Source organism: Propionivibrio soli, from assembly GCF_025770765.1.
Taxonomy (GTDB): Bacteria; Pseudomonadota; Gammaproteobacteria; order Burkholderiales; family Rhodocyclaceae; genus Propionivibrio; species Propionivibrio soli.
The window spans coordinates 19,087-35,555 of record NZ_JANZKY010000024.1 but is presented as its reverse complement, the minus strand read 5'-3'; the positions used below and the strand labels follow the sequence as shown (position 1 = coordinate 35,555).

General features: G+C 58.3%; 15 protein-coding genes and 1 tRNA gene. 3 read left to right on the top strand and 13 right to left on the bottom strand.

The genetic code is table 11. The annotated features are described in order from the left end of the window. Nucleotides 1-23: 23 nt before the first annotated feature. A complete protein-coding gene (locus NZ453_RS21380) occupies nucleotides 24-1,289 on the top strand; it encodes a patatin-like phospholipase family protein (RefSeq protein WP_263773012.1) in 1,266 nt (421 codons plus the stop codon). A gap of 102 nt (nucleotides 1,290-1,391) precedes the next feature. Here NZ453_RS21380 and NZ453_RS21375 read toward each other — a convergent pair whose 3' ends face one another. The 3 genes from NZ453_RS21375 to NZ453_RS22090 form a co-directional block, all read right to left on the bottom strand. Further along, entirely contained in the window at nucleotides 1,392-1,787 is a 396-nt protein-coding gene (locus NZ453_RS21375) for a biotin/lipoyl-containing protein (protein WP_263773011.1), read from the bottom strand. A 320-nt stretch (nucleotides 1,788-2,107) separates the two neighbouring features. After that, nucleotides 2,108-3,655 (bottom strand): acyl-CoA carboxylase subunit beta, encoded by a 1,548-nt coding sequence (locus tag NZ453_RS21370; protein ID WP_263773010.1) that lies wholly within the window; start codon nucleotides 3,653-3,655, stop codon nucleotides 2,108-2,110. 183 nt (nucleotides 3,656-3,838) lie between these two features. Beyond that, nucleotides 3,839-4,414 (bottom strand): restriction endonuclease, encoded by a 576-nt coding sequence (locus NZ453_RS22090; RefSeq protein ID WP_263773008.1) that lies wholly within the window; start codon nucleotides 4,412-4,414, stop codon nucleotides 3,839-3,841. 272 nt (nucleotides 4,415-4,686) lie between these two features. Here NZ453_RS22090 and NZ453_RS21360 point away from each other — a divergent pair, with 272 nt between their 5' ends. After that, complete coding sequence (locus tag NZ453_RS21360; RefSeq protein WP_420851691.1) at nucleotides 4,687-5,349, top strand: hypothetical protein; 663 nt, start codon at nucleotides 4,687-4,689, stop codon at nucleotides 5,347-5,349. Between the two features lie 27 nt (nucleotides 5,350-5,376). Here the strand turns inward: NZ453_RS21360 and rlmB are convergent, their stop codons facing one another. Both rlmB and rnr read right to left on the bottom strand, forming a co-directional pair. Then, nucleotides 5,377-6,117, bottom strand: a complete 741-nt coding sequence (gene rlmB / locus NZ453_RS21355) for a 23S rRNA (guanosine(2251)-2'-O)-methyltransferase RlmB (RefSeq protein ID WP_263773005.1) — start codon at nucleotides 6,115-6,117, stop codon at nucleotides 5,377-5,379. A gap of 103 nt (nucleotides 6,118-6,220) precedes the next feature. Beyond that, nucleotides 6,221-8,536 (bottom strand): ribonuclease R, encoded by a 2,316-nt coding sequence (rnr, locus tag NZ453_RS21350; protein WP_263773004.1) that lies wholly within the window; start codon nucleotides 8,534-8,536, stop codon nucleotides 6,221-6,223. 39 nt (nucleotides 8,537-8,575) lie between these two features. On the opposite strand from rnr, the gene NZ453_RS21345 reads away from it, so the two are divergent. Continuing rightward, a tRNA-Leu gene (locus NZ453_RS21345) sits at nucleotides 8,576-8,662 on the top strand. 248 nt (nucleotides 8,663-8,910) lie between these two features. Here NZ453_RS21345 and NZ453_RS21340 read toward each other — a convergent pair. From NZ453_RS21340 to hfq, 8 genes are all read right to left on the bottom strand, one after another. After that, nucleotides 8,911-9,936, bottom strand: a complete 1,026-nt coding sequence (locus NZ453_RS21340) for a hypothetical protein (protein ID WP_263773002.1) — start codon at nucleotides 9,934-9,936, stop codon at nucleotides 8,911-8,913. 122 nt (nucleotides 9,937-10,058) lie between these two features. Continuing rightward, nucleotides 10,059-11,366, bottom strand: coding sequence for an adenylosuccinate synthase (locus tag NZ453_RS21335; protein WP_263773001.1), 1,308 nt, complete (start codon nucleotides 11,364-11,366; stop codon nucleotides 10,059-10,061). 3 nt (nucleotides 11,367-11,369) lie between these two features. Continuing rightward, complete coding sequence (locus NZ453_RS21330) at nucleotides 11,370-12,527, bottom strand: ATP phosphoribosyltransferase regulatory subunit (protein WP_263772999.1); 1,158 nt, start codon at nucleotides 12,525-12,527, stop codon at nucleotides 11,370-11,372. Further along, entirely contained in the window at nucleotides 12,524-12,709 is a 186-nt protein-coding gene (locus NZ453_RS21325) for a DUF2065 domain-containing protein (RefSeq protein ID WP_263772998.1), read from the bottom strand. Before NZ453_RS21325 ends, NZ453_RS21330 begins: the two co-directional genes overlap by 4 nt. Further along, complete coding sequence (hflC, locus tag NZ453_RS21320) at nucleotides 12,706-13,596, bottom strand: protease modulator HflC (protein WP_263772997.1); 891 nt, start codon at nucleotides 13,594-13,596, stop codon at nucleotides 12,706-12,708. Before hflC ends, NZ453_RS21325 begins: the two co-directional genes overlap by 4 nt. Further along, nucleotides 13,596-14,861 carry an FtsH protease activity modulator HflK gene (hflK, locus tag NZ453_RS21315; protein ID WP_263772996.1) on the bottom strand — a complete coding sequence of 422 codons (1,266 nt, stop codon included), beginning with the start codon at nucleotides 14,859-14,861 and terminating at the stop codon, nucleotides 13,596-13,598. Before hflK ends, hflC begins: the two co-directional genes overlap by 1 nt. Before the next feature lie 56 nt (nucleotides 14,862-14,917). After that, entirely contained in the window at nucleotides 14,918-16,066 is a 1,149-nt protein-coding gene (gene hflX, locus NZ453_RS21310) for a GTPase HflX (protein WP_263772995.1), read from the bottom strand. Nucleotides 16,067-16,166: 100 nt separating this feature from the next. Beyond that, complete coding sequence (gene hfq, locus NZ453_RS21305) at nucleotides 16,167-16,406, bottom strand: RNA chaperone Hfq (RefSeq protein WP_263772994.1); 240 nt, start codon at nucleotides 16,404-16,406, stop codon at nucleotides 16,167-16,169. Nucleotides 16,407-16,469 lie beyond the last annotated feature (63 nt).

Here is a 16,469-nt window from a genome sequence, read left to right as displayed (position 1 = left end):
TCACTAGCGGCGGTTATCGGGCCATGGCTTATGCACGCGATTGGGCGCCGGAGAGCTTGGTATTCGGACTGAGCTTTTCTGGCGGAGGTACGCGCGCGGCTGCGTTGGCGTATGGGGTGCTCGAAGAGCTTGCCCGCACGCCGGTCGTGGTCAAAGGCAAGCACCAGCGGATGCTCGATCTCGTCGAAACGATCTCCGCCGTATCGGGCGGCAGTTACCCGGCGGCGTACTACGGCTTGTACGGCGATCGAATCTTCAAAGACTTCGAGTCGCACTTCCTCAAGCGAGACGTGCAGAGCGAAATCGCTTCAAGCTTCTTTTCGCCGGCCAACCTCTTCAATATGTCTTCGCCCTACTACGGCCGTTCGGACGTGACCGCGGAGTATCTAGACCAAACGCTTTTCGATGGCCACACGTTTGCCGACCTTGATCGCGCGATCCGCCAGAGCGGCCGTCCTTTCGTTCTCATCAATGCCACCGACATGGCAAGGACGAGCCGATTCGAGTTCACTCAGGATCAGTTCGATCTGTTGTGCTCGGACCTGGGAAGCTACAAAGTTTCCCGCGCCGTCGCGGCATCGAGTGCCGTGCCGGTGATCTTCAGTCCCATTACGCTCTCCAATTATTCCGGACGCTGCACGCAGGCTACGCCTGAATGGATCACCGATGGTCTGCGCGCACGCCACGATTCAGTACGACGCTATGCGATCGCGTCAGACGTGAGTTCGTATCTCGATGCCGATAAGCGCAAGTACATTCACCTTCTCGATGGCGGCCTTTCGGACAATCTCGGCTTGCGCGCCCTGCTCGACCGACTGACTCTCGCCGGACCAACTGGCCTTGCGGATATCTACCAACGGAAAAATCTGCGCCGGCTCGTGCGCATCGTCGTGAACGCCCAGGCGCGTCATGAGTATCCGCAACTCGATCAATACGCCGAAGTGCCTACGTTGAGCGCTATCGCTTTCGCCGTCGGCAACACGACTGACCGCTACAACGTGGAAACCCTTGCCTACGCTCGTACCAGCCTGGAAGAATCTGCCAAGGCACTGGCCGCGCGCCAAGCGGCCGCTGGAGAGCCAGACGGAGATGACGTACAGGCGATGCTGATCGAAATCAGCTTCGACGACCTGGATTCGGAAGAGGAACGCGCCTACTTCAACGCACTGCCGACAAGCTTCAATCTGCCGCCCGAAGCAGTCGATCGCTTGCGAGAAGCTGGAGCCCGCTTACTGCGCAACTCGCCCGACTATCAAAAGCTGGTACGAGAACTCCCTGCCCTGCGCTAAGGGCCCAAAAGAAAAACCTTGGAAGCGGCTCTGCCGGCATCCAAGGTTTTTGCAAAACAGCCGAGTCCGCCGGTTAACCGACGGCCCGAAAACCCGAAACGGTCAGCTCAACTGCACGAGCACCTGTCCTTCGGAGACCGCCTCACCTTCCTTGACCAGAATGGCTGCGACGGTGCCGGCGCTCGGGGCGTAGATCGACGATTCCATTTTCATCGCCTCCAGAACCACGATCTCCTCGTCCTTCGCCACTTGCTGACCGACGGCGACGCGCACTTTCATTACCAGACCCGGCATGGGGCTCGTGACGGGGTGGCCGCCACCGGTGGACGCGGCTGGAGCCGCCGCTACGGGCGCAGCCGACACAGGCTTCGGGGCGGCGACGGGCCGCGGCGCGGCAGCCGGAGGCGGAGAGTACGCTTGCGGTGCATACGACGCACCAATCGGCTCAACCTCGACCTCGTACGTTTTTCCTTCGAGAGTAATCCTGAGTTTCTTCATGACAGTTTTATCCTATTGTTTCCGGCCTGACGGACAGGCACAAAGCTAACGAATGGTATGGGTATGAAGACCGGCACGAGCTTGTGCGGACCAACTCCAGTCTGATCCGCCGAGTGGCCGGAACCGCACGACGGACACGGCCTGCCCGAGCACCTCGCATGCCGCAACAGCCAAGATGGTAACGAACTTTTCGTTCGACATTCCCGGGTGAATCGTTGCTTGCTCTTGAACAGATGATTCGCTCACAACACGCACTCCTAAGCTAATAATGACTTGCGAGCCTCACTCGGCCGCATCTGTATGAATCGACGCATCTGGGCTCACAGCGGGATCAGTCCGTGTTTCTTCGGCGGGCGAGGGATCCGCTTGGTCAGCGCGACGCGCAATGCGAGCGCAACACGCGAGCGGGTTTCGCTGGGAGCGATGACGTCGGTAATCATGCCGTGCTCTGCCGCTTGGTAGGGTGACGAAAACTCCTTGCGGTATTTCGCAATAAGCTCGGCTTCCTTCGTCTTCGGATCTGCCGCTGTTTCTAGTTCCTTGCGGTAGATAACCTTGACCGCGCCTTCGGCACCCATCACGGCGATCTCGGCCGTCGGCCACGCGAACACGAAATCCGCGCCCATGTCTTTCGAACACATGGCGAGGTAGGCTCCGCCATAGGCTTTGCGGAGGATAACGGTGATTTTCGGGACTGTAGTTGCCGCATAAGCAAAAAGCATCTTTGCGCCGTGGCGGATGATGCCTCCCCGTTCCTGGTTGAGACCGGGCATGAACCCCGGGATATCGACCAGCGAAACAAGCGGAATGTTGAACGCGTTACAAAAACGAATGAACCGCGCTCCCTTGTCGGAGGAATCCACGTCGAGCGTCCCGGCTTTGACCATCGGTTGGTTAGCCACGATACCGACAACCATGCCTTCGATGCGCGCGAAACCGACGATGATGTTCTTGGCGAATTCCTTCTGCACTTCGAAAAACTCGCCGCCGTCCACCAGGCGGGTAATGACCTTCGAAACATCGAGCGGGGTTTTCACTTCCTCCGGCGTCAGCGCATTCATCTCGTCGTCGGTGACGATGCTGATCTCGTCCGGTATCCGGTGCGGAGGGTCCTGCATGTTGTTCAGCGGCAGATACGACAAAAGGCCGCGCGCGATCTCGAGCGCGTGCCTGTCGTTCTCGGCGATGAAGTGGATATTGCCGCTCACCGAAGCGTGCGCTTCCGCTGTGCCAAACAACTCGATAGGGGCTTCCTGGCCCGTTGCGGCCTTGATCACGTCCGGGCCGCAGATAAACATCTGCGCACTCTTCCGCGTCATGATGAGGAAATCCATCAAAGCCGGGCTATAGGCGGCTCCACCGGCGCAAGGTCCGGAAATGATCGCGATCTGCGGCACCAGCCCGGATAACTCGACGTTGCGGTAAAACACCTGCCCATAACCGGACAGCGAATGAACGCCTTCCTGAATCCGTGCACCGCCCGAATCATTTACGGCGACGATCGGGATACCGAGGTTGCCGGCCGTCTCCATCGCGTGGCATATCTTCTGGGCATGCATCCGGCCTAGAGACCCTCCTGAAACAGTGAAATCCTGCGAAAACGCAGCGACCGGGCGTCCGTCCACGTTACCGATCCCTGTAACGACGCCATCCCCCGGCATTCGCTTGTCATCCATTCCAGCGGTGTCGTGATCGACATGCATCCCGAACTCCTGGAACGACACGTCGTCGAAGAGAATGTCCAAACGCTCTCGCGCATTCAACAGCCCCTTTTGACGGCGTTTCTCCAGTTTGTCCTGCCCTCCACCGGCATAGGCCTCCTGGCGACGCGCGTACAACTCATCCAACAGCTCTTTACGAATTGCCATCAACGCTCCTTGGTAGTCTCAGTAACTGAAATTCCTAAAATTCTGTTCGGTTCCCGCGCGTAGGCGCCTTGTCGAATCCATACAGGGCCAGTGGTCAATGACGGATTATCGTCGAAGTGTGAACGCAACGCCACGCTTACACGACACGCTGTCCCTTGGTATTGCGCCCAGCGTTTGCATGCGTCATCCGCGTTTTGGCAAACGCAGCAGCTTCGTCAATGCCGCTCGGTCCACCACCGTGATTCCGTTATCGCGCGCAAAGCGCCGCGCGTTCTCGCTCAAGTCGAATATGGCGACGTAGCTGGTTTTGTGGGCGCCGCACTTATCGCTGGCCATCTCCAATTCGCGGAGCGGTTCGAGACCATGCCCGGCGGCTTTCCAGCGTTTGCAACTTACTAGCGTCACGCGGCCATCCTTGGTCAGCGAAAAATCCGCGGCGCCACTTGTTCGTTCCACGGCGTAGCCCTCCCGCTGAAATGCGCGCTCCATATGGGCAGAAAAATCGCGCCAAGACATGGCGGTCACGGCAGCAACGGTAGCTTCTACCCTCCCGGCAGTTGGCTGTTGCAGTTGGCGGCGGGCGGCAATAACGCCCGTGACAACGAACGGGAGCGCTAGCGACCAAGAAAACAGGCCGTATTGCTCCGGAAGAAATACTCTGGCCGCGAGCCAAACACCAAGGGCAACGGCCAGACTGGCCCACCAAGGCGATCGGGTCAGCTTGGCGAAGAGAGAGTTCTGGGAAATTGCGAAACGCACAGGTTGCTTCCGTAAACGAAGGGACAAAGACCCGCCCGACTCATCTGGACGACGGAGCGCAATCGCTTCTTGTTGTTGGCTCAGAGCGAAGGGGGCGCAGCTAGGAAGTATGTCCGACCAACGGTCCGGCGGTCAATTGGGTGATTGCGGAATGGTAGTCAGCCGTAAACCGCCGCGGTCGGCGCTAGAATGCGCGCGTTACCTCATTCCAAGTTCGTATGAATACCTTTTCCGCTCCTGCAGCCACTTCCTGCCCATCGTGCAGCTCGCCGATGACGCGCCTCGAATTGCCGCAAAAGATCAATGGGCAGGTCGCGCTCGACCTGTGCTTTCCGTGCCAAGCGCTGTGGTTCGACCGCTTTGAGAGCGTTCAAATAAGCCCGGGAGGAATCGTCGATCTCTTCAAGTTGATCCATGAGCATCGCGACGATCCGCGCACTTCACAGTCGGCCGTTCTGACGTGCCCTCGCTGCCATGATCGACTCGTCTCGGGGCTTGATGTGGCGAGGGGGGGGCGTTTTACGTATCACCGCTGCCTACAAGGGCATGGACGGTTCACGACGTTCGGGCAGTTCATGATCGAGAAGGGCTTTGTGCGCCAACTCGCCCCTGCCGAAATCAAGACGCTCGCCGCGCGGGTCGAGACGATCCGCTGTACGGGTTGCGGGGCACCGCTTGATATCCGAACGCAAAGCGCCTGTTCACACTGCGGTTCGCCCATCGCGATCCTCGATCCGGATGCAGTCGACAAGGCGCTCGCCGATTACCAGCAAAAGGAACAGAAATCCGCCCAGCGGGACCCTGCTGCTCTCGCCGAAGCGATCCTCGCAATCGAACGTCAGCGCAGCGCGCAAAAGGCCGAGTCGGACTCTGGAGTTCTCTTGGGACAGCTTTTCCACTCGGGCATCGATACCCTGTTCGATTTGCTCACGTGATCAGGCATCCTGCGGCCATCTTCTTGACTACGCACCGCGTCGGCGTCTCGCCTCGTAAAGACAGACCCCGGCAGCCACCGAGACGTTAAGGCTTTGGACCGACCCGAGCATCGGGATGGTCACCAGTTGATCACATGTTTCGCGTGTCAAGCGCCGCAATCCGTCACCTTCCGCACCCAGAACCCAGGCAGTTGCCGCGGGCCACTGCGTGTTGTAGATGTCGTGCTCGGCTTCAGCATCCGTCCCGATGACCTGGATCTCACGCTCCTTGAGCTCGCGCAACGTGCGTGCAAGATTCGTTACCGTGATATACGGGACGCTCTCGGCCGCTCCGCTTGCCACCTTGATGGCCGTCTGAGTCAGGCCCACCGCCCGATCTTTCGGCGCCACAACGGCGTGCGCGCCTACAGCGTCTGCCACGCGTAGGCAAGCTCCCAGGTTGTGCGGGTCCTGGATTCCATCGAGAACGAGCAGGAAGGCGGGTTCATCAAGCGTATCGAGAACATCGTCGAGGGTTACATGACGCGCCTCGCCCGACACGCGGGCGACAACCCCCTGATGCCTATGCCCTCCACCGGCCATCCCCTCCAATCGTTTTGCATCGACAGGCATGATGCGCACCGAATGCAATTCAGCGTGTTTCGTCAGGTCGCGCATCCGGGCGTCATGGCGACCCACGTCGACGAAGATTTCGAGGACAGCCTCCGGCTGATGGCGCAGTTTGGCGATTACCGCGTGGAATCCGTGAATGAAGGTGGGTTGTGACATGACAGTCTCGCAAATGAGGGGCGTTATTCTACCTTGAGCCGCCCCTGGACCTCTTGTCGGGTGCAGTCAGCCGAACAGTAGTGAGGCGGTAAGCAACAGCGCCTTAGCGACGTTTTCGCCCTGTGCTTCGCGATCTTTCTTGCCCGTGTGCCGTCGGACGCTTTTCTCGCCTGCCGTTCTCAGCATGATCGTTTGCGCTTTTGCGTGGGGGGTGACTGAACCCAGTACTCATCCGGCCGACCGGCGCGGCCGGCGGTTCGGCAAGGACAAAATCGATGCGGCCACTTTCCAGATCGGCGCGAACAAGCTTCACCCGCAATCTGTCACCGAGCCGATATCGCTGGCCGGTACGCTGCCCAAGCATCTGATGCTTGACGTTATCGAACTCGAAATAGTCCTCGCCGAGTTCAGAGACGTGCACGAGCCCCTCGACGTAAACGGAATCGAGCGCAACGAAGACGCCGAACGGCACCACTGCCGCAACGGTTGCGTCAAATTCTTCCCCGATACGGTCACGCATGTAGTAGCACTTGAGCCAGTTGTCGACGTCCCGTGTGGCCTCGTCGGCGCGCCTTTCAGTCATCGAGCAGTGCAACCCGATATCGTCCCATTTCCCGGGCGTATAGCGCGTTCCGTCCAATACCGCCTTGATCGAACGATGCACCAGCAGATCGGGATAGCGCCGTATCGGCGACGTGAAGTGCGTGTAGTGTTCGTACGAGAGACCGAAATGACCAACGTTATCCGGGCTGTACATTGCCTGTCGGAGTGACCGCAGCATCACCGTCTGAAGCAACGCGGCGTCCGGCCTGGGCTTGATTTTTTCAAGCAGGGCTGCGTAGTCCTTGGCTTTCGGGTCATCGCCCCCCGGAAGGCTCAACCCGAACTCTTTGAGGAAGCTGCGCAAGCCCTCGAGCTTCTCGGGCGTCGGCCCCTCATGAATCCGGTAGAGGCACGGTTGTTCATGTTCCTCGAGGAAGGCCGAAGCGCACACGTTTGCCGCAAGCATGCACTCCTCGATCAAACGATGGGCGTCGTTCCGATAAACCGGGACGATGTTTTCGATCTTGCCCTGGTCGTTGAACAGCATCATCGTCTCGGTGGTCTCGAAATCGATCGCACCTCGTTTGTGGCGTGCTTTCAGCAGGACACTGAACAGATCGTAGAGCGCCTGCAATCGCGGCAACAATTCGCGGTGCAACTCCGTTTCCGGCGCCTTCTCTCCGGAAAGCCAAGCCCACACCTGCGTGTAGGTCAGCCGAGCGTGCGAGCGAAAAATCGCGGGATAGAACTCGTACTCCTTGATCTCGCCACGGCTGTTGATGTCCATGTCGCAAACCATGGCCAACCGTTCGACGTCGGGGTTGAGCGAACACAAACCGTTGGACAGCTTCTCGGGCAACATGGGGATGACCCGTCGAGGAAAGTACACCGAATTGCCCCGCGCCATGGCCTCGCGGTCAAGCGCGCTTCCCGGCTGCACGTAATGGCTCACGTCCGCGATGGCAACCACGAGGCGCCAACCGCGCCCCTTTTTCTCCGCGAAGACAGCGTCATCAAAGTCTTTCGCTGTCTCGCCGTCGATGGTTACCAGAGGAAGATCCCGCAAATCCCTTCGTCCGGCCATTTCGGCTTTTCTCACCTTGTTGGGCAGACGTTTCGTTTCTTCATTGACTTGCGGCGAGAATTCGAAGGGCAAGTCGTGTTTGCGCAAAGCGATCTCGATTTCCATCCCGGGATCAGCATAGTTGCCCAGGATTTCGACGATTCGGCCGATCGGCTGTGTATGTCGGTCCGGCTGTTCGACGATCTCGACCATGACAACCTGACCCGCGGCGATTCTCGTCTTCTTGTCGGGGACAACCAGAATGTCCTGATTGATACGGCGGTTCTCCGGAACCACGAGCGTAATGCCATGCTCGACCAGGACGCGGCCCACGACACGTGTATTGGCACGCTCCAGCACTTCGACGAGAACGCCTTCGGGCCGCCCCTTCCGATCAATACCGATAACGCGAACCAGCGCCCGGTCTCCGTGCAGCACCTTCGACATCTGTTTGGCGTCAAGAAAGATGTCCCCGCTACGGTCGTCGGGGACGAGAAAGCCATAACCGTCGGGGTGACCTTCGACACGCCCAGGGATCAAACTTGCGCGCTCGGGAACGATGTACGCCCCCTTCCGGTTGCGCATCAACTGGCCTTCGCGCTCCATGGCACCGAGGCGACGCTGGAACATTTCGAGTTCGTGCTTTTGCACGTCGAGCAGAGCGCAAAGGTAGTCAAAACTCACCGGCTTGCCCTGCTCCTCAACCGCCTGCAATACGTACTCACGTGACGGTAGCGGGACGTCATACTTGGCCGCTTCACGAGCGAAATAGGGGTCGTTACGACGGGTTCTGGAGAGCTTTTTTATTGACATTTTGTTATGTTCCTTTAGAATTCGGCCTTCGCTGCAAATGCCCAGGTGGCGAAATTGGTAGACGCGCTAGGTTCAGGTCCTAGTGGTGGCAACACTGTGGGGGTTCGAGTCCCTTCCTGGGCACCAAGAAAAACATCAATGGCCTCGACGATCGTCGGGGCCTTTTTGTTCTGGATACTGCTCTTTCTGTCCGTGCAGATCTCGGATATTCAAAGGTTCCGATTGGTCGACCGTCCAAGCGTACACCATACGCAACGCCGTGACTTATGATCTTTGCACTCTTCTCTTCGGACACTGATCCGCCGGCCGTGTTCCAAGCCAGCATCGGATCGTCTGCAACGGCGTCGCCCCGCTCCTCGCCTCGCGATCCGGAATCACAAATAACGAATGGCATCGTCGAAATTCATTCTCTCCGGAGGAAGTTCAGCGCGCGCAAACGTTCCTAGCACGAACGCACTTCGGATCGAAGGCGAACCGGAAAGCTCTGCCAGAGAGAACGAGACATCGCAAGCGACGTCCGTACTCGCCTCGTCGAGCATGAGATTCATCGTGCTCAAGCGGAGGTCCTTGTGCTCAATGCGCACGTAGCGCTCTGGGTTTGCAAGCACTGACTGCAAGTGCTCGAGTTCTCCTTCGAGAATCGAATCCGATCCGCCGATCATCTCCATTTGCCGCTCGTTTTCAAGCAATTGGGCCTCAAGCTTGGCGCGTTCTTCGGCCGCACCGGGGGGGGATCCAAAAACTGTTCCCAATCCCGGCCCTTGCTGCTGCAGCAAGCGCAGCCGGGCTCGAATCAGCGAACGCTCATCCTCAAGTTCACGTCGCTCTGAACGATCTTCTCCGATTTCAATCAGAGCCTGGGCTACCAGATACTCGAACAATTGAGTGCCGAGAAGCCGGCGGATTTCCCGCTCTTCCTGCCCGCAAATACGCACTTGGTGATCCGCAAAACTCACCATCGTCGCTTCGGCATCTTGCGGCCCACCACCGCCTTGAAGCGACAATCCTCGGACTTTCTGTTCCGAAAACGCCATCCCGAGAACGACATGGGCTTCGTCCAGTTCGGGAAATTTTTCGAGCAAGGTTCGCACGTTATGCGACCGCCCCAGGATGGTGGTGATATCAGACGGCGTCGCAAAAAAAGCACGCAATACGGGGTCAAACCCCCAGTTGGTCGCTGAAATCCGAATCGACGCAGGCAAAGCAGAGATTAACCGTCGCAAATGCGCAACACTCGTTTCGACGGCAGGCCCCAACCGATCCTGGTAGGCCCGAACCAATTTGAGCCGAGGATTGGTGAGCGCTACGGCTTTCTCGATCGCCTGTTCCGTCAGTGCGTCCGAACGTTGATCGGCGTCGAATTGCGCGGAGCGATTCTTGAACCAATCAAGGATTCCCATGCCGCGCGCCGCTTCTGTCCTTCACAAGCCCGCCTTTCCGTGCCGCCCAAGCAAGCGAGCAAAAAAGCCGGCGTAACGCCGGCTTTCTCACGTTCAATCCCTCGCCGAAGTCACCGTTTGTCTCATTCAAAAGGATGACGGCGAAGGATGGTCTCGTCGCGTTCAGGCCCGGTCGAAATAATGTCGATCGGGATCTCGCATAGTTTTTCGATACGCTCCAGATAGGCTCGCGCGGCGGCTGGCAGGTCGGCATGGCTTGTTGCGCCGACTGTCGACTCGCTCCAGCCCGGCATCGTCTCGAGAATCGGACGACAATTCGCTACATCGTCCGCTCCCATCGGCAAAAGATCGACCGTTTTTCCACCCAAGTCATAGCCCGTGCATATCTTGAGTTCTTGCAAGCCATCGAGGACATCGAGCTTGGTGATGCACAGCCCCGTCACGCCATTGATCTGGATCGACCGCTTTAGCGCAGGTACGTCGAACCAGCCGCACCGCCGCTTACGCCCGGTGACCGTACCGAATTCCCGACCTTTCTGCGACATTTGATAACCAGGTGTACCGACGGCCTCAATGTCGAGTTCGCTTGGAAACGGTCCACCACCGACCCGCGTACAGTAAGCCTTTGTTATCCCGAGAACATAATGCAACATTCCCGGCCCGATGCCCGCGCCGGCGGAAGCTTGGCCGGCGACACAGTTAGACGAGGTGACGAACGGGTAAGTGCCGTGGTCGATGTCCAGCAAAGCACCCTGCGCCCCTTCAAAGAGCAGGTTGTGACCCGATTTGTTTTCGGCATAAAGGGCTGCGGATACATCGACCACCATCGGTCTGACGACATCCGCATCAGCCATCGCCTGTGCCAACACCGCATCGTAATCAACCGGGTCGGCCCCCAAGTATTTCGTCAAAACGAAGTTGTGGTAGTCGAGGTTCTCTTTGAGTTTCTCGGCAAAGCGTTCCGGATAGAACAGGTCATACACGCGCAACGCGCGACGCGCCACTTTGTCCTCATAGGCCGGACCAATCCCCTTGCCAGTCGTCCCGATACGAGCACCTGCACTCTTGGCTGCCTCCCGGGCGCGATCAAGCGCACCATGGTACCCGAGGATAAGCGGGCATCCCGGGCTGATCTTGAGCCGTGAACGCACCTCGATGCCACCCGCCTCGAGTTCCTTGATTTCGGAAATCAGGTGGTGCGTATCAAGGACCACGCCATTTCCGATGTAGCAAGTCACTCCCTCTCGGACGATCCCTGATGGAACGAGATTGAGCTTGTACACACGATCTCCGACGACGAGCGTGTGACCCGCATTGTGGCCGCCCTGAAAACGGACGACTCCGTGCGCGTGGTTCGTCAGCCAGTCGACGATTTTCCCCTTGCCCTCGTCGCCCCACTGCGTCCCGACTACCAAGACGTTCTTAGCCATTTTTCAATCGATCCCCGTAATTGCTTCTGTAATCCATCGCCCGTTGCGTCTGACCAACCGTTGGGTACATTCCGGACCTTCGCTCGCTGCCTCGCCAGGAAGCAACTCAACAACGATATGTCCCTCATTTCGCAGCGCGGCAACTCGCGCCGCGAGGCTTGCATCGCCACCCACGTAGGGTGCCAGAATTGACTCCTCGCCATCTCCGTCACCCGAAAGGCGGGCGACCTCTCGCAAATCCATCGAGAAACCCGTCGCGGGACGTTCGCGCCCGAAGTCTCTCCCGACGCCATCGTACCGTCCCCCAAGGGCAATCGCGCTTGGGAAACCCGGATAATAGGCGGCAAATACAATGCCATTGTGATAATGGTAACCGCGCAAATCGGCAAAATCGAATGAAAGCGGAAGTTCGGGCAGAGCCAGTCGCAACCCGCTCATTGTCTCAACCGCTTGTACGATCTCGGGAAGCTTCGGCAACTTCTCGATAGCTTCCTCAAGCACTTCCACACCGCCGTAGAGCGCCGGCAAACGCAAAAACGCCGAACGATAAGGCTCGGCCAGTCCGGCACAACATTCGCGTAGCCCAGGAATGTCCTTCGCTTGCAGGAACGGTAGAATTCTCGCTTCGTCTGCCGCCTTGAGCCCCGCGGCGCCCGAAAGCGCACGGAAGACACCAACGTGGCTGACGTCAATCCGAGACGCCGGCGTACCAGCGGCAGTAAGAGCTGCAGCCGCCAAGCGAATGATCTCAATGTCAGCCTCTAGCCCTGCATAGCCATAGAGCTCGGCGCCGAGCTGAATCGGTTCCCGCGTTGCCGCCTGCGATGCTGGAAGCGTATGCAGGACGCTGTCGCAATAGCAAAGGCGTGCGACACCTTTCCGATTGAGGAGGTGGGCATCAATACGCGCTACCTGCGGAGTCATATCGGCGCGGACTCCAAGCGTACGACCCGATAATTGATCGACGAGCTTGAAGGTACGCAGAGTGAGGTCAGAGCCGGACCCCGTCAGCAAGGAATCGAGATACTCCAGCATGGGCGGGATGACCAGCTCATAACCACGCACCCTGAACAGATCGAGTACGACGCGTCTTAACTTCTCGATTCGCGCCGCCTCTTGGGGCAAGGCATCAGCCAAGTATTCGGGTAACAGCCAGTTCATCTGAAAACCATCAGCAGGATTATTCCGGCGAGCATCGAAGAAAGACCGATGAAACGCAGTTGTCCGTCAGTCAACTGAAGAAGACGGCGAAAAGTATCGCGCCACACGCGTGGCGCGAGAAAAGGCATGACGCCTTCGAGAACCAACAGCAAAGCGAAGGCGGCGAGAAGGCTGTCGGTCATTTCGAGGTTTTTTCAGCACCACGCCCGAGACTCTTCATGTATTTGAAAAAGTCCGAATTCGGCTCCACCACGATCACGTCGCCCTTGTTCTTGAAGGTCGACCGATACGCTTCCAGGCTCCGATAGAAGGCATAGAACTCGGGATTCTGACCAAACGCTTGGGCGTACGTCGCCGTTGCCTTCGCGTCCCCTTCGCCTTTGATCTTTTGCGCTTCGCGGTAGGCTTCGGCAACAATGACTTCCCTTTGCCGATCGGCGTCAGCCCGAATCTTCTCGGCCTCGGCCGCCCCTTCAGAACGGAGCTCGTTGGCGACACGTTTGCGTTCTGCCTCCATGCGGCGATACACCGACTCGCTGACTTCCGTCGGCAGATCGACCCGCTTCACCCGTACATCGACGATCTGCACCCCGATCTTGCGTGCGTCTTGATCGGCTTTCTCGCGCATCTGCTCCATGATCCGATCGCGTTCGCCCGAAACGACGTCGTGCACCGTGCGCTTGCCAAACTCCTCTCGTAATCCGGCATTGACCGTCTGCGAGAGACGAGTCACCGCGCGCGCCTCATCGCCGGCAACCGAGATGTAGTAGAGCTTGGGATCGACGATCCGCCATTTCACAAAGGAGTCAACGAGCACATTCTTCTTTTCAGAAGTGATGAAGCGCTCTGGTTCGGCGGCGTCCAGCGTCAGAATCCGCTTGTCGAAATAGCGCACGTTCTGAATCATTGGCCACTTGAAGTAAAGCCCCGGGCGTTCGATGACGTCACGCACCTCTCCAAGCTGGAAGATGATCGCGTACTGCCTTTGATCGACCGTAAAAATGGACGTTGCAAAAATGACAAGAGCAACCGCAACCAGCGTCGCGAGTATGTTCAGGCGAGCTCTCATTATCGTGCCTCCCTGTCGCGCGAACGAAGGGCATCACGCGAGCGGGAATCCGCCCGCTCCGACGCCGGCGGGGCACTGTCTTTGGGAGAGGACGTTGCACCTGAGCGGCCAGCTAACGCATCACCAGCCGAGGTTGACGATTCGCTACTCGCTTGCGGAATCGCGCCCGCAGCCTGCATCAGCTTGTCCAAGGGAAGATAGAGCAGGTTCCCTTGCCCATGCGCGTCAACCATTACCTTGCTCGTATTGCTATATACCTGTTGCATCGTCTCTATGTACATGCGGCTGCGCGTCACCTCGGGCGCCTTCGAGTATTCGGCGTTGACCTGACGGAACCGGTTGGCGTCGCCCTCAGCTGTCGCGATGAGGCGTTGCCGGTAACCGTCCGCTTCTTGCAACAAGCGAGCCGCCGTACCGCGAGCACGCGGGATCACGTCGTTCGCGTAAGCTTGCCCCTCGTTCTTTTGTCTCTCGCGATCCTGGCCGGCCTTAACGGCGTCGTCGAAGGCTGCCTGAACCTGCTCGGGCGGCTGCGCGTTTTGCATCGTGACTTTCGAGATCAGGATTCCGGTTTTGTACCGGTCGAGAATCTCCTGCATCAGGTTAGAAGCCTGAACTGCAATCTGTTCGCGGCCTTCGTAGAGAACGAAGTCCATCTTGCTCTTGCCGACGATTTCGCGAATCGCCGTCTCGGCAGCCTGCATCACCGACTCGTCTGGATTCCGGTTGTTGAAGACATACTCGACCGGATCCTTCAAAATGTACTGAACGGCGAACTGAATGTTGATGATGTTTTCATCATCCGTGAGCATCAGTGCCTCTTTGAGAACCTTGTTTCTCTCGCTACCGCGATAGCCGACCTCAATCGTCCGCACTCCGGAGATGTTGACCAGCTCATGCGACTGGATCGGGTACGGCAACCGCCAGCGAAGCCCCGATTCCGTACTCTCTTTGTAGCGGCCGAACTGCAAAACGAGGCCACGTTGAGAAGCGTCGACGATATAGAAGCCGCTCGCCAGCCAGACAACGAGTACCAGGGCAACAAGCATTGTGATGCCGCCGCCGAGAAACCGTGGATTGAATTCAGCCGACGGGCGATTGCCACCACCGTCACTGCCTCCACCGCCTTTCTTGTCAAAAACACCCGACAAGCGACGATTGAGGTCGCGCCAAAGCTCTTCAAGATCTGGGGGCCCCTGACTTGGCCGCTTGCCGCCACCGCCGTCGTTGCCTCGGTTGCCCCATTGCGGGTCGTTGAGCGACATAAGTACTCCGATGCATGAAATCATAGGGAGAAGTCGGAATCCGAACGTTACGAACGTTATTCAGCTTTGAAAGAACTGTCGTCACCTATGCTTGCCGGTGACGCGTCGTTTTGGCGTTTCTCAAGAGCGATTTCAGCCAGCGCTTGCCGCAAGAGGGGCAAACCCTCGCCATTTTTCGCGCTGATCCTGATGCGGGCGATTCTACCATACTCGTCTCTCTCGACCGCCGGCGGTAGCCCTGTGAGATCGAGCTTGTTCAACACCACGAGTTGGCGAACGTCGCTTGCCCCGATTTCGGACAAGACCTTGTCGACCTCGGCAATCTGCTCGTCGCGCACAGTGCTCGCCGAATCTACCACGTGCAGCAGGAGATCCGCCCTGGACGTCGCATCCAGGGTCGCCCGAAAGGCGGCGACCAACTCATGCGGCAAATCGCGGATAAAGCCAACAGTGTCCGAGATTACGGCGTTCCCCGCCTCGCCCAACCAAAGGCGCCGGGAGGTCGTATCCAGGGTGGCGAACAGTTGATCGGCAGCGTAGGCACCTGCATGAGTCAATGCATTAAAGAGCGTCGACTTGCCGGCATTCGTATAACCAACGAGGGAGACATTCAACACGTCGCCCCGGCTACGCGCCTTCCGTTGCACGCCGCGATGCCGTTCGAGGCGGGATAACCGTTCTTTGAGCACCTTGACGCGTTTTCCCAGCAAACGGCGGTCGGTCTCCAACTGGGTTTCGCCAGGCCCACGCAATCCGATGCCACCTTTCTGGCGCTCAAGGTGGGTCCACCCCCGCACGAGGCGGGTCGCAAGATGCTCAAGTTGGGCGAGTTCGACCTGCAGCTTGCCCTCGGCGCTTTGGGCTCGCTGCGCAAAGATATCGAGTATGAGGCTCGTCCGGTCAATCACTCGACACTGCAGCACGCGCTCCAGGTTGCGTTCCTGAGCAGGCGACAATTCGTGGTTAAAGACAACCAAGTCCGCCTCATGCGCCGCCACTTCCGCAGCCACTTCCTGCGCTTTGCCTTTGCCGGCATAGGTGGCCGCGTCTGGAGCTTGCCGACGTCCCTGCACCTCCGCGCAGACGACCGCACCCGCCGACTGGGTCAGCAGGCGGACCTCTTCGAGTTCTTCGGCAATATCGGCACGACCGAAATCGAGCTGGACGATAACCGCACGTTCACCGCCGGCTGGACGTTCGAGCATGAAGACGCTTTACGAAAGAAGCGGAAACACCAGGATCGAGAAAGCCACCTCCCGAAAACGCGGCGGAAGCGGCATTCCGGGAAAAGCGGCTAGTCGTTGATCAATCGCCGTCGCCGTTATCCTGCTGAATGCTGACAGGCCGAGACGGAACAACCGTGGAGATGGCGTGCTTGTACACCATTTGCGTCACAGTATTTTTGAGCAAAACGACGTACTGATCGAAAGATTCCACTTGCCCCTGCAACTTGATACCGTTGACGAGATAGATGGAGACCGGTACGTGCTCACGACGCAGCACATTCAGAAACGGGTCTTGTAACAATTGCCCTTTATTGCTCATGGTTAGAACTCCATGTTCGTTGTTGGTCTAAGCTCTTGCAGCTTAATTGATTTTGGGTGTGTT